Here is a 15409-nt window from a genome sequence, read left to right on the forward strand (position 1 = left end):
ACAACGCCGGCAGCGTGATTGGCGAGCTCAAGCTGGTCTACAACAAGACGCGTCAAGCGGCGATCACGAAAGAACTTTCGGAAATTGTCGCCGGTGCTGCAGCGGTTTAAACCGCGCCACACCTGATTTAAAGATTTAAAGAATAGAAAAGGATCCAGTCATGGCTCAAGCTCAAGGCAAGATTGTTCAGTGTATCGGCGCGGTGGTTGACGTTGAATTCGCGCGCGACCAGATGCCCAGGATTTACGATGCGCTCAAAATGGAAGGCTCCGAGCTGACCCTTGAAGTGCAGCAGCAGCTCGGCGACGGCATTGTGCGCACCATTGCGCTGGGCACGTCAGACGGCCTGCGCCGCGGCAACATGGTGTACAACACCGGCTCACCCATTATGGTGCCGGTCGGCCGTGCAACGCTGGGCCGCATCATGAATGTGTTGGGTGCGCCTATCGACGAGCGTGGTCCTGTGAGCCAGGAGCTCACCATGTCCATCCACCGCAAGCCACCTGCCTATGACGAGTTGAGCCCTTCCCAGGAACTGCTTGAAACCGGCATCAAGGTGATTGACCTGGTCTGCCCGTTCGCCAAGGGCGGCAAGGTCGGCTTGTTCGGCGGCGCCGGCGTCGGCAAAACCGTCAACATGATGGAGCTGATCAACAACATCGCCAAGGCCCACTCCGGCGTGTCCGTGTTTGCCGGTGTCGGTGAGCGGACTCGCGAAGGCAACGACTTTTATCACGAGATGGCCGACTCCGGCGTCGTGAATCTCGAAAACCTCGAAGAATCCAAAGTGGCCATGGTCTACGGTCAGATGAACGAGCCTCCAGGAAACCGCCTGCGCGTGGCGCTGACGGGCCTGACGATTGCCGAGTCTTTCCGTGATGAAGGCAAGGACGTGCTGTTCTTCGTCGACAACATCTACCGTTACACGCTGGCTGGTACCGAAGTGTCCGCACTGCTGGGCCGCATGCCTTCCGCCGTGGGTTACCAGCCGACGCTGGCCGAAGAAATGGGCCGCCTGCAAGAACGTATTACCTCGACCAAGGTGGGTTCGATCACGTCCATCCAGGCGGTTTACGTTCCTGCCGACGATTACACCGATCCATCGCCTGCCACGACCTTCGCCCACCTGGATTCCACGGTAGCGTTGTCGCGTGACATTGCGTCGCTGGGCATTTACCCTGCGGTGGATCCGCTTGACTCCACCAGCCGCCAGCTGGACCCGAATGTGGTTGGCGAAGAGCATTACAACGTGGCCCGCTCCGTGCAGGGCACGCTGCAGCGCTACAAGGAACTGCGCGACATCATCGCGATTCTGGGTATGGACGAACTGGCACCCGACGACAAGCTGGCCGTGTCCCGCGCCCGCAAGATCCAGCGGTTTCTGTCGCAGCCATTTTTTGTGGCGGAAGTCTTTACGGGCTCACCTGGCAAGTACGTGCCGCTGGCTGAGACCATTCGCGGCTTCAAGATGATTGTGGCTGGCGAGTGTGATCACCTGCCAGAGCAGGCGTTCTACATGGTCGGCACGATTGATGAAGCCTTCGAGAAGGCCAAGAAGGTCTAAGCAATGGATACCACACACACCATCCGCGTCGATGTTGTCAGTGCCGAAGAGTCCATCTTTTCGGGCGAGGCCAGGTTTGTGGCTTTGCCGGGCGAGGCGGGCGAGCTGGGGATTTACCCACGCCACACACCGCTGATCACCCGCATCAAGCCAGGTGCCGTGCGCATTGAAAAGGCAGATGGCACCGAAGAGTTTGTTTTCGTCGCCGGCGGCCTGCTTGAAGTGCAGCCTCATTGCGTCACAGTACTCAGCGATACCGCCATTCGCGGCAAGGACCTCGATGAGGCCAAGGCCAGCGATGCCAAGGCTGCCGCAGAAGAAGCCCTGAAAAACGCCAAGACCGATATTGATATTGCGATGGCGCAATCCGAACTGTTGGTGATGGCGGCGCAGATTTCCGCCTTGCGCAAGTACCGCCAGAAAAGATAAGAGCCGCCATTGCGTCTCTCGCAGAACCCCGTTCGCAAGACCGGGGTTTTTTTATGGGTGCATCCGGGCAACACTGCCGCAGACGCAGCTTGCGCAGCAGGGGCATGGCGGTTGACGGGACTGAGCCACATCATTGCAAACGAAATATGGCTCCAGCCCTCGTCCTGTAAGCGCAGGCAGCTATCAATTCAATAGCGATTGACGGCCCCGCCGCCAGCCTGGGCTATCGCAGCACCGGCGTGTCCGGCAACTCGTTCGGATTGCCACCCGGGCCGGGTGTGTCGACCGCGAAATGCGCCATCAGCAGCGCCGATGTTTCTTCCAGCGCCTGGGTCAGGCCGTCTTCGTAACGCCCGTTCCTGAAGGCCTCGCCCATGCGCGCCACCATGGCCTGCCACTGCACCGCGCTCACATGCCGGGCCAGGCCGCGGTCGGCGACGATTTCGATCGCGTGGTCGGCCAGCAGCAGGTAGATCAGCACACCATTGTTGTGCTCGGTGTCCCAGACACGCAGCTTGCCGAACAGCGTCACCGCGCGTTCGCGCGCCGGCGCACCACGCCACAGATAACTCAGCGGCAGGCCGGCCTCGACGCAGATGCGGATCTCACCGCTGTGGCGTTTTTCGCTGGCGGCCACGCGTTGCATCAGCCGCGTCAACAGGTCGGGGGGGATGGCCCGGCGCGTGTCGTCGGCGTCCAGCCAGAGGTGCTTCAGGGTGCGCGACAGGGAGGTCAACATGCCCATGGCTTTACCACCCACCCGACGCGCCGCCGCCGCCAAAATTGCCACCACCGCCGCTGCTGAAGCCACCGCCTCCGCCGCCACCCCAGCCCCCGCCGCGGCCGGAGGACCCGCCCCAGCCGCTGCCGCCACCCAAACCACCCAAGCCAGCGCCGCGACCCGCAGGCGCCAGGCCGGCGATCAGCGCAAACAGCATGGCTACCAGTGCCGCAATGCCGCCAATCAGCAGGCTGGCGGTGAACAGCCAGGCCACCACACCGACCGCGCCGCCAGTCAGCAACGAACCGGCCTTGCGCCCAAGCATGCGGGACAGCAGGCGAGCGCCGATAGGGACGGCAAAGAAGAGAAAGATGGCCATGTCGGTCCACTGGAATCCTGCATCGCTGCGGCTCGATGAATTTTCAGCTTCCGGGAGCGCCAGGTTTTCGCCGCTGATGCGCGCCATGATCTGGTCGACGGCGGCGTTGAGGCCGCCAGCAAAGTCGTTTGCGCGAAAACGCGGCGTGATCGCGCGGTCAATGATCTGCCGCGCCGCCAGGTCGGGGATGGCGCCTTCGAGCGTCTTGGCGGTGGCGATGCGCACCTTGCGGTCGTTCTTGGCGACCACCAGCAGCACACCGTCGCCGACGTCCTTGCGGCCAATCTTCCAGAGGTCGCCCACACGCTGCGCGTAGTCCACGATATCTTCGGGTTGTGTGCTTGGCACCATGAGCACCACGATCTGCGAGCCTTTGGCTTTTTCAAACGCCTCGAGCTTGGCGTCCAGTGCCTGCTTTTGCCCGGCGTCCAGCGTGGCGGTGGTGTCGATCACACGCGCCGTCAGCGGCGGGATGACCTGCAGCGACTGCGCGCCCACGGGGCTGTGCAGCAGGCCAAAGGCCAGCAGCAAGGCTGTCAACCAGCCGGCCATACGCAGGGAGCCCATGATGCGGTGCCGCCCGGGACTATTTCTTCTCGAAGTTGACGGCTGGCGGTGCGCTGATCTGTGCTTCGTTCTGCACGCTGAAGGTCGGTTTGACCTTGTAGCCGAACACCATGGCCGTCAGGTTGTTGGGAAAGCTGCGCGCGAGCACGTTGTAGGCCTGCACCGCCTGGATGTAGCGGTTGCGCGCAACGGTGATGCGGTTTTCAGTGCCTTCGAGCTGTACCCGCAGGTCCTGAAAGCCCTGGTTGGCCTTGAGGTTGGGGTAGTTCTCGGTGACGACCAGCAGACGCGAAAGCGCCGAGCTCAGTTCACCCTGCGCCGCCTGGAATTTGGAGAACGCTGCCGGGTCGTTCAGGGTCTCTGGCGTCACCTGGATGGAGGTGGCCCTGGCGCGGGCTTCCACCACCTTGGTCAACGTGTCCTGCTCAAAGGCGGCTTCGCCCTTGACGGTAGCGACAATATTGGGCACCAGGTCAGCGCGGCGCTGGTACTGGTTGAGCACTTCGGACCAGGCCGACTTGGTCTGCTCGTCCAGGCGCTGGAAGTCGTTGTAGCCACAGCCCGAAAGCAGCAGGGCGAAGAAGCCGGCGAGGATCCAGCTGACAAAGCGCAATTTCATGGCAAAGCCTCCAAAAAGCAAGCTGCAACACTACCATAGTCATATGCCGATTCATGTCAGTCATCAGCCCAATGAGACCGGCCCCCTGCAGGCCTTGCAGGCTCTCCTGCGACCCGCGCCTGCATCTGCGCTGCAAAAAAACCGGCTGCTGGTGGTCGGAGCGACCGGCGCGCTCGGCAGCGAGGTGTTGCGCCGGCTGGTGGGCAGCGGCCGGTTTGCGCAGACCCAGGTGCTGGCACGCGAGCCGATCACCCCCGGGCTGGCGCACGTGGCCATCGTGCTGGCCGGGGCTGACGACATGGCAACCTGGCCCGCGTTGCCGGTCCCCGTACAAACCGGCGTGATCATGTTTGAGCCGCCGCGGCTGTATCACGACAGGGAACGCGCCTTGTGGACGCCTGAGCCCAGCCAACTGGTGGCGCTGGCGCACTGGTTCAGGCGTTGTGGTGTGCAGACGCTGGTGGTGGTGTTGCCGCATGCGCAGGGCAGCCTGCCGCAGGCGCTCAGGCAAGGTCTGGCCAGCATTGACGAACACACCGTGGCCGCGCTGGGCTTTGAGCGTGTGTTGCTGGTGCGGTCCGCGCAAAAACCGAAGCCAGTGGCGGGCCGCAGCGCGCCGGAAAAACTGGCGGCCTGGATGCTGTCGGTCATGAGATACATGATTCCGTCATCCGCGCTGCCGGTGCGGGCCGCCAAGCTGGCCGAGTTTGTCGAGGCGGCCTTGCAGGTGTTGCCGGCCGGCACCCATGTGGCGGCGCCGGAGCTGCTGTGGCAGGCCGGACAGTCCTCCGACATGCAGGGCGTGCTCAAGGCGTGGCTTAATACGACGACGCCCGCATCCAAACCGGGGAAAAACGCGTACAGCGGCGAATGAATCCATGCGAAGACAAAAAATTTCCCCAGCCAGCACCGGCAACGCCGACGACATTGAGGCGGCTTTCTATGAGGCGCTGCAAAGCGGCGACATCGACAAACTCATGGCCTGCTGGGCCGACGAAGACGACATCGTCTGTATCCACCCCGGCGGGCCGCGCCTGCTTGGGCCGGGCGCCATACGCGCGGCTTTTGACGCCATGTTTGCCAACGGCACCATACGCGCGTACGCCGAAAAAGTGCGCAAGGTCGAAGCCATGAGTGCCAGCGTGCACAGCGTGCTTGAGCGCATCGAAGTCATGACCGAGGAAGGGCCGCGCCACGCCTACGTGATCGCCACCAACGTGTACCACAAGACCGCGCAAGGCTGGCGCATGGTCGCTCACCACACCAGCCCCGGCACGCCGCGCGAGATGCAGGAAATCTCTGACAGCCCGCAAGTGCTGCATTGAGCGTGACCCCGATGTTGTACCAAGCCCCGTGGTGGTTGCCCGGTGGCAACCTGCAGACCATTTACGCCGCCTTGCGGTCTGAACGCCATTTGGCCGACGCGCCGACCTTCCGGCGCGAGCGCTGGGACACGCCCGACGGGGATTTTGTCGATGTCGATTTTGCGCAGCACGCCGCCGGTGTGAATGCCGGACGCAGCGGAGTACTTTTCCAGGCGACCGCTGCTTCCGTGAATGCCCCGCTTCTTGTTGTCTTCCACGGTCTGGAAGGCTCCTCGGCCAGCCACTATGCCGAAGCCTTTGCCGATGTCGCGCGTGTGCGCGGATGGGCCTGCGCGGTGCCGCATTTTCGCGGCTGCTCGGGCGAGCTCAACCGCGCGCCGAGGGCTTACCATTCCGGCGACTTCGAGGAGATCGACTGGATCCTGCGGCGTTTCAAAAATGCCCATGCCGGGCCGGTGGTGGCCGTGGGCATTTCACTGGGCGGCAATGCCCTGATGCGCTGGGCCGCCGAGTTTGGCGGCGCAGCGCAAGCCGTCGTCAGCGCGGTGGCCTCGGTCTGCTCGCCGCTTGACCTGGCGGCCAGCGGACGCGCCATTGGCCAGGGTTTTAACCGGCTGGTTTACACCCGCATGTTCCTCAGTTCCATGGTGCCCAAGGCGCTCAAAAAACTCGAGCAGCATCCGGGCCTGTTCAGTGCCGAGGCGCTGCTGGCCGCGCGCGACCTGTATGCGTTCGACAACGTGGTCACCGCGCCCTTGCATGGGTTCAGGGACACCGAGGACTACTGGAAGCGGGCGTCTGCCAAGCCGCACATGCACGGCATCACTGTGCCAGCCCTGGCCCTGAACGCGCTCAACGACCCCTTTGTGCCGGCGGCCAGCCTGCCGCAGGCTGGCGACGTCAGCGCCGCCGTCACGCTCTGGCAGCCTCGCGAAGGCGGCCACGTGGGCTTTCCGTCGGCGCCCTTTCCGGGCCATGTGCGCGCCATGCCCGAGGCGGTCTGCGGGTTTTTTGCGGCGCAGCTCGAAGCGGGGCAAAATCGCTCCCATGGATGACATTGTTCGACAGGCTATCGCCAAATGGCCCAACGTGCCCAACTGTTTTGGCTGGCTGGGTCTGGACGCGCGCGGCAACTGGTACATGCGTGACGATCAGGCGCAGGCGGCCGGCGCTTTTGCAGGCGGCAATGTGGCCAGCAAAGGGTCGCTGCTCAAACACGACAAGCTGATCGACTTCATTGCCCGCAATTACGAAAGCGACAAGGCAGGCCAGTGGTTTTTCCAGAACGGCCCGCAGCGCGTGTATGTGGAACTGGAGGCGACTCCCCTGGTCTGGCGCATAGGCGGCGCGCCGGATTTCGCCGTGACGGCGCATACCGGCGAGCGCGCGCGTGCGCAGCGCTGTGTGCTGGACGAGCATGGCCGTGTTTACCTGGACACCCACCTCGGCTTTGGTCTGGTGCACACTCAGGACATGCTCAATGCGGCAGAAGCCATCGAGCAGGGCCTGTGGGTGCCCGAGGAAGTAGCAACGCGGGACTTGCCGCTTCGCTTTTCCTATGTGCGCAGCCCGAGTTCGCTACAAAAATAATAGCTGCTTGTGCCCACCACATAAGGGCTGTAGCCACTTTTACTGCTTTTTTCGGACCGGCCCGTAAAAAAGCCGGTCACTGACCGGCTTTTCAACATCAGGCGTGGACACGTCGGTTTATTTGACAGTGCTGACCATGTACTGGACCACGGCCTTGATGTCTGCATCGGAGCCGGTAGAGCCGCCGCGCGGAGGCATGACGCCTTTGCCCTTGATCACGCTGGCCGTCAGGGCGTCGATGCCCATGGCAACGCGCGGCGCCCAGGCCGCTTTGTCACCCAGCTTGGGCGCGTTGGCAACACCGGCAATATGGCAGGCTGCGCAGGCCTGCGTGTAAAGGGCCGGCACGGCACTGGCTGCTGCTACCGGTGCGGCGGCAGGCGCTGCCGGGGTTTTGCTGGCGGCCGCCACGGCAGCCATCACGTCGGCGGCAGGCGCCGTGCTGTCCGGGGCAGCAGCCATCGCAGCAGCACGCTGAGGCTCCGCAAATTTGGCACCTGCGGCATTGGCCATGTGGGCCACGGCGCGGCCGATCTCGGCATCTTCAAAATCGCCGCCGCCTTGCGGGCCCATGGCGCCTTTGCCTTTGAGTGCGGAAGTGAGCAGGGCTTCATAACCTGTCTTGATGCGGGCCCCCCAAGCGGCGGCGTCGCCAAACTTGGGTGAACCGGCAACACCGGTCGTATGGCAGGCCGCACACTGGGCGGCATACACCTCGGCGCCAGCTTTCAGTGGGCGATTCGCGTCACGGATCTCCACCATGCCGATTTTCTGGATGCGCTGGGCGACCGCCTGTTCCGTGTTGACAGCGCCCGCAGCGGGCCGACTGTCGGAAGTGACGTAATAAACCAGCGCGATGATGCCGAAAATGGGAATGACAAACGAGAAAAAAATCGCCGCCAGCAGTTGCTGGGGTGTTTTGATGGGGCCAGAGTGGTCTTCTTCGTGGGCCGTCGTGTGATCGTTTGCGCTCATGGCTTCCTCAAAAAGGCAGAAATCGGGTGACTAAAGCAACTCATAGTCGACAACCTTCGATTATAGCTGGGGGCTCGCCAGGGACCGTGATGCGCCTGCCCGACTGGTAGAATCGATCCGTTCCACAGGATCAGACGCGCAAGAGCCGGGTCCTGCACTGTCTCTACCCGCTGCAAAGTCGGGTAGAGCGTTCATTTCAGCGTTGCGGCTGTAGCTCAGTGGATAGAGTATTGGCCTCCGAAGCCAAGGGTCGTGGGTTCGATCCCCGCCAGCCGCACCATCCCTGATGCCATCAACGCCGCCCACCGCACCAACCAATGAACGACGCCGACGCCCATGCCATGGTGACCCGCCAGCTCGGGTTCGGGTTTGACGATGCCGCTGCGGCTTCGCAGGCGCCTCCTTCAAAAATCCGCAAGTCCAAAGTTCCGGCTGCTGCCCTGCCAGCGACCCCGACCGAGCCTGAGGTCATGGCTCGCGCCCTGGAGGCCCATGCCGATTACCGCGTGTTACGGCGCCTGCCCGTGGTGACACACTTTGCGCACCAGCCTGCAGGCAAGGTCACACGTGTGCTGATCCTGGACACCGAAACCACCGGGCTGGACGCTTCGCGCGACCGCATCATGGAGCTGGCCCTGCTCGGCGTTGACGTGGACACTGCCACCGGCTTGCCAACAGGTGTTGTCGAGGTGTACGACGGCCTGGAAGATCCGGTCATGCCGATCCCCCTTGAGATCCAGCAGATCACCGGCATCACGGACGAGATGGTGCGCGGCCACAAGCTCGACGAGCAGCGCGTTGCTGCCATGCTGGCCGGCGCGGACCTGGTTGTTGCGCACAACGCCGGCTTTGACCGTCCTTTTGCCGAGGCCCGTCTGGCGCAATTTGCGCAGCTGCCCTGGGCCTGCTCTTTTGCCGATCTGGACTGGAAAAAGGAAGGCCGCAGCTCGGCCAAACTCACGCAGCTGACGATGGAGCTGGGCTGGTTTTATGACGCGCATCGTGCGGAGATGGATTGCCATGCCCTGCTGGCAGTGCTGACCAGCCCGCGCTCGTCGGGGCAGACCGGGCTGGCGCACTTGCTCGCTGCCTGCCGCCAACCCAGCTACCGCCTGCAGGCCACCGCAGCACCCTTTGATGCCAAGGATCTCCTCAAGGCCAGAGCTTACCGCTGGGACGGGGCGCAGAAGGTCTGGCACACGCGCCTTGGCGACGCGGCCAGTTTGCAAGCTGAATGTGACTGGCTCAAGGAAGCTGTTTATGCAAACCGGCCGGCCCAGGTGCGGGTCGAGTGCCTTGACGCTGCCACCCGTTATTCGAACCGGCCCGGCCAGATCCAGAGCCGCACCCTGTAAGACGTTCGCTGCCGTCATTCATTCCGGCCTGCCGGGCGGGCGGAAGACTCATCGCACCAACAAGGAAGGATCAAGCCTTGACAGCCATCACACCAGGAACCCTCAGCGGCCTTGACCTGTGGATCATCGGCCTGTACGCCCTCACTGTTCTCACGATCGGTCTGTGGGTGTCCCGCAAGATCCACGACACCGACGACTTCTTTCTCGCAGGGCGCAGCCTGGGTTTTGCGGCAGTGGGTTTTTCCCTGTTTGCCTCCAACATTTCCAGCACGACCCTGGTCGGGCTGACCGGCCAGGCCTACAAGTCGGGTATTTCGGTCGCCAACTACGAGTGGATGGCGGGGATCCTGTTTCTCTTCATGGCATTTGTGACTGTGCCGGTATTTTTCAGGCAACGAATCACCACCATTCCCGAATACCTGGAGCGGCGTTACAGCCCGACGGTGCGGCGCTATTTCTCGGCGCTGACCATCTTCCTGTCGATCTTCGTGGACACCGCTGGCAGCATTTTCGCCGGCGTGCTGATCCTGCAGGTTTTTTTCCCCGGTCTGCCGTTCTGGCCGAGCTGTGTCGGTCTGGCCCTGTTTGCCGGTGCCTACACCGCTGCCGGGGGCCTGCGCGCCGTGGTCTACACCGATGTGATTCAGGCCATCGTGCTGCTGGCCGGATCGACCGCCCTGACCTGGATCATCTTTGCCGGCAACGACTACTCCTGGAGCCAGGCCACCGCCGGGTTGCCGGAGGGGCACCTGTCGCTGATCCGTCCCCTGGACGACCCCGACCTGCCATGGCTGGGAACGCTGATCGGCGTGCCCGTGCTCGGGTTTTATTACTGGTCCACCAACCAGTACATCGTGCAGCGCGTGCTGGCGGCGCGCAGCCTGGACCACGCCCGCTGGTCGCTGACGCTGGCCGGCTTGCTCAAGCTCACGCCGCTGTTCATCATGGTCCTGCCGGGTGCGATGGCGGCCAGCCTGCTGCCGGACATAGCGCGGGCCGATGCGGTCTTTCCCACGCTGGTCACCACGCTGCTGCCGTCAGGCCTGCGAGGGCTGGTGCTGGCGGGTTTGATCGCCGCCATCATGTCGACCATCGACAGCACCCTGAATGCGGCCTCCACGCTGGTCTTTCATGATTTTCTGAGCGACGCACAGAAGGCACGCATGGGCACGCGCGGCGCGGTCAGGCTGGGGCGCATCCTGACGGTGGTCTTCATGCTGGTGGCTGCGCTGTGGGCCCCGATGATCCGCCATTTCCCCGGCATCTTTGCCTACCTGCAGGAAATTTTCTCGTATGCGGTGCCGCCCGTCGTGGCCATCTTCATGCTCGGCCTGTTCTGGGCGCGCACCACGCCGGCAGCGGCCCTGACCACGCTGATCGTCGGGCACAGCATCGGCCTTGCTACGCTGGCATTCAAGCAGGCTGGCTGGGTGTTCCCGCATTTCACCATCGTCGCAGGCATGACCACCTTGTTGTGCCTGTTGATCTGCGTGACCGTGAGCCTGTTCACCACGCCGCGCGATGACGCCGCCATGCGTTCTTCGCTCTGGCGGTTGGAGATGACGCGACCGGACAAACCGCACGGCTGGCTGCTGGATTACCGGGTGCAGGTTGTGGCGGTCGCCGCGCTGACGCTGGCTATCGTGGTGGCTTTCTGGTGATTCTGGCGGATCATTTCATCCGGCCTAGGCCTCGGCCCCGTTCCCGGCGCGCTGCCAGCTGATGCAGCGGTTGTTGGCCGGCATCGCGCGGTCCTCGATCAAGCGCAGGCCGGCCTGTTTTGCCAGTGTGTCCACGGCCTCAAAGTCGCGCAAGCCGCTGGCCGGGTTGCCGGCCCGCAGCGACGCGTCAAAACCGGCATTGCTTTTGCTGGTGAAGCGTCCGTCATAGTTGAAGGGGCCATACACGGTGAGCAGCCCGTCGGGGGGCATACGCCGGCCCAGCGCCTGAAACAGCTGCTGCACTTCGGGCCAGCCCATGATGTGCAGGGTGTTGGCGCTGAAGACCGTGTCAAATTCGACGGCCGGCCAGGGTTGGCGCAGGTCAAGCATGATGGGGGCGGGGGTGTTGGGCAGCCCGGCCTCATCGAGCCATTGCCGTATTCCCGGCAGATTGCCGGCGACATCCGAGCTTTGCCAGCGCAGCCAGGGCAGGGCACGAGCAAAATACACCGCGTGCTGGCCGGTGCCGCTGCCAATCTCAAGCACCGAGTGCCGGTCGGCGAAACGCTCGCCCAGCACGGCCAGGATGGGTTCGCGGTTCCGGTCGGTCGCAGGAGCGTGGGGTTTGTCCATCAGGGGCATTGTCACCGGGAACTGCCGCGCAACCGGCGTGTCCAAATCGTGTTGCCGGGCGCGGCGTCCGGCAGGCCAAACAAGCCACATAGCCCACCAGCGGGCCGTAACCGGGAAGCTACATGCGATCAAAAAACTTCTTCACCTCTTTGCTTCTGCTCGCCAGCCTGCTTTGGCTCAGTGGCTGTGCACTGCATCCGTTCAGCACTGTCAAGCCGGGCATGACACAGGCCGACGTGTTGGCGCGTATGGGTCCGCCGGGCGCGGTGGTGCCGATCAGTCAGGGCACGCGCTTGCAGTACTCGGGCCAACCCACCGGCCAGTTCGCGTTCATGATTGACCTTGATGCCTCCGGGCGTGTGCTCGGCGCAAGACAGGTTCTCAACGCCCGCGACTTTGCGCGCATCGAGCCCGGCACGTGGACACGGGACGATGTACTTCGGGAGTTCGGGCCACCCGCCCTGGTCGATCACGTTGCTTCCTGGCAGGGCGACATCCTGACCTACCGCTGGTATGACCTGCAAGACCTCTTTTACTGGGTTTATCTGGATGACAGGCAGGTGGTTCAGAAAGCCCATCCGGGCATGGAATTCGTGAACGCGCCGAACGACCGGGACTGAACCGCAGTGCCTCAGGCTTTTTTCAGCTGCAGGGCCGCTTCGTACAACTCATTGCGCGGTGCGCCGGTGATGTCGGCCGCCAGTTTGACGGCGGTTTTGAGAGGCAGCTCTGCCAGCAGCAACTGCAGGACACGGTGGCCGTCGTCCTTGGCCCGCGCCTCTTCGCCGGGGTGCAGCACCAGCGCAAACTCGCCCCGCGTGCGCTGGCTGCTGGCGGCCAGCCAGGCGCTGAAGTCCTGCGCCGCCACGGTGGCGATTTCTTCAAACTGTTTGGTCAGCTCCCGGCCCACGGTAACCTGGCGCTGCCCCAGCGGCGCCATGGCGCGCGCCAGCGCCTCGATGCGGTGGGGCGCCTCCAGAATCACCACGGCGCGTTTGTCTGCCTGCAGCGCCAGCACCGCCTGGTCGCGTTCTGCCGCCTTTGACGGCAGGAAGCCGGCAAACACAAAACCCGAGTCGCCGCCGATACCCGCCACGCTGAGCGCCGCCGTGACGCTGCTGGCGCCCGGCAACGGCAAAATTACCAGCCCGGCGGCCCGCACCGCGGCCACCAGCCGCGCGCCCGGGTCGCTGACGGCGGGTGTGCCGGCGTCACTGACATAGGCCACGCGTTCGCCGCGCTGCAGCCGTTCAATCACCAGCAGCGCGGCCTCTGCCTCATTGTGCTCATGCACGGCCAGCAGAGGTTTGTCGATGCCGTACTGGCGCAGCATGGTCTGGGTGTGTCGCGTGTCTTCGCAGGCAATGGCATGCACCAGCTGCAGCACATGCAGGGCGCGCAGGCTGATGTCCGACAGATTGCCGATCGGCGTGGCGACCACATACAGCGCGGCTTCGGGATAATGCTGCATGCCTGCGGCAGCGCGTGCGGCAGGCAGGGCCAGGTCGAAGGAAGCATTCAATGTGGTTTTCCAGGAAACAGGTTGCAAAAGCGCCCACCGGCGGCGGCGCCAGCGCGGCCGGGGCGCAAAATCAGCCCGGCCAGATTACCACCAAGCGGCTCGGCGACGCGGCCGAATCGCTGGCACTGGGCTATCTGGTGCACGCCGGCTTGAGCCTGGTGCAGTCCAATTATCGGACGCCAGGCCGTGGTGGCGGCGAAGTGGACCTCATCATGCGTGCGCCCGACGGCACGCTGGTGTTTGTCGAGGTGCGCCAGCGCAAAAGCCGCTCGCACGGCGGCGCAGGTGCCAGCATAGGCGTCACCAAACAGCGGCGCATCATTTTTGCAGCGCGCCACTACCTGATGCGTTTTGCCACGTCGCCGCCTTGCCGTTTCGATGTGGTGCTGGTGGAAGGCGAGGAGGGCGCGCCGGGCGGCGTGAGCGTCGAATGGCTGCGGGGTGCGTTCGACGCTGATTGAGGCCGATTGGCGCCCATTGACTCTGCAGATGCTTGTGATGGGCGCAGCTGCCCCCATTTTGTAACCATGCATTGCGCTGAGCGGCCTGAGGGCCGGCATGCGCGATTTTGAAATGTCCGACCCGCTATCATTGACCCATGCTCGAACAACGCATTGAACAGCACTTCATCGACAGCGCCGACCTGAAGTACCAGGCCGCACAAATACTCTCCAAACCGATTGCCGCCGCGGTGCAGGCCATTTTGGCCAGCGTGACCAGCGGGGGCAAGGTGCTGGCCTGCGGCAACGGCGGCTCGGCCGCCGATGCCCAGCATTTCGCGGCCGAATTTGTCGGGCGCTTTGAGCGCGAGCGGCCGGAACTCGGGGCGATTGCGCTGACCACTGACAGCTCCATCCTCACGGCAATTGCCAACGACTACGATTTCAGCGTTATTTTTTCCAAGCAGGTGCGCGCGCTCGGCGGCGCTGGCGATGTGCTGCTGGCGCTGAGCACCAGCGGCAACTCGGCCAATGTGCTGGTCGCCATCGAGGCGGCGCACGAGCGCGAAATGACCGTGGTTGCGCTGACCGGAAAAGGCGGCGGAAAAATGACTTCCGCACTGCGCGAAACCGACGTTCACATCTGCGTGCCGCATGATCGCACCGCACGCATTCAGGAAGTCCATCTGCTGGCCCTTCACTGCATCTGTGATGGCGTGGATGCCCAATTACTTGGTGACCAGGAAAGCCCTTGATGAAATCCAGTTCAATCTCCAACCCTTTCAAACGGCTGCTGCTGACGGCTTGCGCTGCGGCTGTTCTCGGCGGCTCCCTCACGGCCTGCATTCCGCTTCTGGTGGGTGGCGCGGCCGGCGGCGCCCTGGTGGCGATGGACCGCCGCACCTCGGGCGCCCAGCTGGAAGACGAAGGCATCGAGCTGCGTGCGATGAGCCGCTTGCGCGACGCCATCGGCAGCCGCGCGCGCGTCAGCGTGACCAGTTACAACCGCCAGGTGCTGCTGACCGGCGAAGTGCTCAACGAAAACGACAGAAAGCAGGTCGAGCAGGTTGTCTCGCGCGTGGAAAACGTCAACGGCGTGGTCAATGAGCTCGGCATCATCGACAGCCCGTCGCTGGTGCAGCGTTCTTCGGACGTGCTGATCACCGGCCAGGTCAAGGCTCTGCTGATTGACGCCAAAGACCTGTACGCCAACGCCTTCAAGGTGGTGACCGAGCGAGGCACGGTGTACCTGATGGGACGTGTGACCCAGCGCGAGGCTGATCGCGCCACCGAGATCGCCCGCGGCGCTCGCGGCGTGCAGAAGGTGGTGCGTATTCTGGAGATCATCAGCGAAGAAGAAATGAAGCGCCTGCTGCCGCCGACCGCCAAACCGGCGCCTGCACCGCGCTCTTGAGCTGCGACGAACTCGAGAAAAAGCCGGCTGCAAGCCGGCTTTTTTTACGCACCGTCTGGACGAGACGCAGCGAGCGAACGTGGGGGTCTTCTCTTTTCAAGCAGGAGCCGCGGATCTGGCTCTGCCAGTCCGCAGGCGCAGCGCCCCCTCGGGGGGCAGAGAGCTACGCGCAGCGATCGAAGGTGGGGGTCTTCTCTTTTCAAGCAGGAGCCGCG

19 protein-coding genes and 1 tRNA gene are annotated in these 15409 nt (G+C 63.7%); 14 read left to right on the top strand and 6 right to left on the bottom strand.

Annotated features, from left to right (window positions below; genetic code table 11):
* The 3 genes from ACESMT_RS19705 to ACESMT_RS19715 all read left to right on the top strand — a co-directional run.
* The coding region (locus tag ACESMT_RS19705; RefSeq protein ID WP_372828309.1) for a F0F1 ATP synthase subunit gamma at nucleotides 1-110 on the top strand (110 nt) is incomplete at its 5' end.
* A gap of 50 nt (nucleotides 111-160) precedes the next feature.
* A complete protein-coding gene (atpD, locus tag ACESMT_RS19710) occupies nucleotides 161-1564 on the top strand; it encodes a F0F1 ATP synthase subunit beta (protein ID WP_372828293.1) in 1404 nt (467 codons plus the stop codon).
* Between the two features lie 3 nt (nucleotides 1565-1567).
* Complete coding sequence (locus ACESMT_RS19715) at nucleotides 1568-1993, top strand: F0F1 ATP synthase subunit epsilon (protein ID WP_372828294.1); 426 nt, start codon at nucleotides 1568-1570, stop codon at nucleotides 1991-1993.
* A gap of 223 nt (nucleotides 1994-2216) precedes the next feature.
* Here the strand turns inward: ACESMT_RS19715 and ACESMT_RS19720 are convergent, their stop codons facing one another.
* Genes ACESMT_RS19720 through ACESMT_RS19730 form a run of 3 tightly spaced genes read right to left on the bottom strand, consistent with a single transcriptional unit; the run spans nucleotide 2217 to nucleotide 4279 of the window.
* Entirely contained in the window at nucleotides 2217-2732 is a 516-nt protein-coding gene (locus tag ACESMT_RS19720; RefSeq protein WP_372828295.1) for a TPM domain-containing protein, read from the bottom strand.
* Nucleotides 2733-2742: 10 nt separating this feature from the next.
* Nucleotides 2743-3660, bottom strand: a complete 918-nt coding sequence (locus tag ACESMT_RS19725; RefSeq protein WP_372828296.1) for a YgcG family protein — start codon at nucleotides 3658-3660, stop codon at nucleotides 2743-2745.
* A gap of 19 nt (nucleotides 3661-3679) precedes the next feature.
* Entirely contained in the window at nucleotides 3680-4279 is a 600-nt protein-coding gene (locus ACESMT_RS19730) for a LemA family protein (RefSeq protein ID WP_372828297.1), read from the bottom strand.
* Nucleotides 4280-4322: 43 nt separating this feature from the next.
* Here ACESMT_RS19730 and ACESMT_RS19735 point away from each other — a divergent pair, with 43 nt between their 5' ends.
* From ACESMT_RS19735 to ACESMT_RS19750, 4 genes are read left to right on the top strand one after another with little or no spacing between them, the layout of a single operon-like run.
* A complete protein-coding gene (locus ACESMT_RS19735; protein WP_372828298.1) occupies nucleotides 4323-5153 on the top strand; it encodes a hypothetical protein in 831 nt (276 codons plus the stop codon).
* Between the two features lie 4 nt (nucleotides 5154-5157).
* A complete protein-coding gene (locus ACESMT_RS19740; protein WP_372828299.1) occupies nucleotides 5158-5604 on the top strand; it encodes a nuclear transport factor 2 family protein in 447 nt (148 codons plus the stop codon).
* Between the two features lie 11 nt (nucleotides 5605-5615).
* The gene (locus ACESMT_RS19745; protein ID WP_372828300.1) at nucleotides 5616-6659 is read left to right on the top strand and encodes a YheT family hydrolase; all 1044 of its coding nucleotides are present in this window, start codon (nucleotides 5616-5618) and stop codon (nucleotides 6657-6659) included.
* Nucleotides 6652-7194: a DUF2946 family protein gene (locus ACESMT_RS19750; RefSeq protein WP_372828301.1), complete on the top strand. Its 543-nt coding sequence runs from the start codon at nucleotides 6652-6654 to the stop codon at nucleotides 7192-7194. The genes ACESMT_RS19745 and ACESMT_RS19750 overlap by 8 nt, the downstream gene beginning before the upstream one ends.
* A gap of 117 nt (nucleotides 7195-7311) precedes the next feature.
* Here ACESMT_RS19750 and ACESMT_RS19755 read toward each other — a convergent pair whose 3' ends face one another.
* Nucleotides 7312-8169, bottom strand: coding sequence for a cytochrome c5 family protein (locus tag ACESMT_RS19755; RefSeq protein WP_372828302.1), 858 nt, complete (start codon nucleotides 8167-8169; stop codon nucleotides 7312-7314).
* Between the two features lie 204 nt (nucleotides 8170-8373).
* On the opposite strand from ACESMT_RS19755, the gene ACESMT_RS19760 reads away from it, so the two are divergent.
* The 3 genes from ACESMT_RS19760 (at nucleotide 8374) to ACESMT_RS19770 (ending at nucleotide 11185) form a co-directional block, all read left to right on the top strand.
* A tRNA-Arg gene (locus ACESMT_RS19760) sits at nucleotides 8374-8449 on the top strand.
* A gap of 37 nt (nucleotides 8450-8486) precedes the next feature.
* Nucleotides 8487-9524, top strand: a complete 1038-nt coding sequence (locus ACESMT_RS19765) for a 3'-5' exonuclease (protein WP_372828303.1) — start codon at nucleotides 8487-8489, stop codon at nucleotides 9522-9524.
* A 77-nt stretch (nucleotides 9525-9601) separates the two neighbouring features.
* Nucleotides 9602-11185 (top strand): sodium:solute symporter, encoded by a 1584-nt coding sequence (locus ACESMT_RS19770; protein ID WP_372828304.1) that lies wholly within the window; start codon nucleotides 9602-9604, stop codon nucleotides 11183-11185.
* 24 nt (nucleotides 11186-11209) lie between these two features.
* Here the strand turns inward: ACESMT_RS19770 and ACESMT_RS19775 are convergent, their stop codons facing one another.
* Complete coding sequence (locus ACESMT_RS19775) at nucleotides 11210-11821, bottom strand: DUF938 domain-containing protein (protein WP_372828310.1); 612 nt, start codon at nucleotides 11819-11821, stop codon at nucleotides 11210-11212.
* Between the two features lie 119 nt (nucleotides 11822-11940).
* On the opposite strand from ACESMT_RS19775, the gene ACESMT_RS19780 reads away from it, so the two are divergent.
* Complete coding sequence (locus ACESMT_RS19780) at nucleotides 11941-12438, top strand: hypothetical protein (protein ID WP_372828305.1); 498 nt, start codon at nucleotides 11941-11943, stop codon at nucleotides 12436-12438.
* An 11-nt stretch (nucleotides 12439-12449) separates the two neighbouring features.
* On the opposite strand, the gene rsmI is transcribed toward ACESMT_RS19780, so the two are convergent.
* Entirely contained in the window at nucleotides 12450-13289 is an 840-nt protein-coding gene (rsmI, locus tag ACESMT_RS19785; RefSeq protein WP_372828311.1) for a 16S rRNA (cytidine(1402)-2'-O)-methyltransferase, read from the bottom strand.
* A 50-nt stretch (nucleotides 13290-13339) separates the two neighbouring features.
* Between rsmI and ACESMT_RS19790 the strand changes: the two genes are divergently transcribed.
* The 3 genes from ACESMT_RS19790 (at nucleotide 13340) to ACESMT_RS19800 (ending at nucleotide 15194) form a co-directional block, all read left to right on the top strand.
* The gene (locus ACESMT_RS19790; RefSeq protein ID WP_372828306.1) at nucleotides 13340-13801 is read left to right on the top strand and encodes a YraN family protein; all 462 of its coding nucleotides are present in this window, start codon (nucleotides 13340-13342) and stop codon (nucleotides 13799-13801) included.
* A 137-nt stretch (nucleotides 13802-13938) separates the two neighbouring features.
* Nucleotides 13939-14535 carry a phosphoheptose isomerase gene (locus tag ACESMT_RS19795; protein WP_372828307.1) on the top strand — a complete coding sequence of 199 codons (597 nt, stop codon included), beginning with the start codon at nucleotides 13939-13941 and terminating at the stop codon, nucleotides 14533-14535.
* Nucleotides 14535-15194 (top strand): BON domain-containing protein, encoded by a 660-nt coding sequence (locus ACESMT_RS19800; protein ID WP_372828308.1) that lies wholly within the window; start codon nucleotides 14535-14537, stop codon nucleotides 15192-15194. The genes ACESMT_RS19795 and ACESMT_RS19800 overlap by 1 nt, the downstream gene beginning before the upstream one ends.
* The last annotated feature ends 215 nt before the right edge of the window (nucleotides 15195-15409 follow it).

Source organism: Polaromonas sp., assembly GCF_041689105.1.
GTDB lineage: Bacteria > Pseudomonadota > Gammaproteobacteria > Burkholderiales > Burkholderiaceae_C > Polaromonas.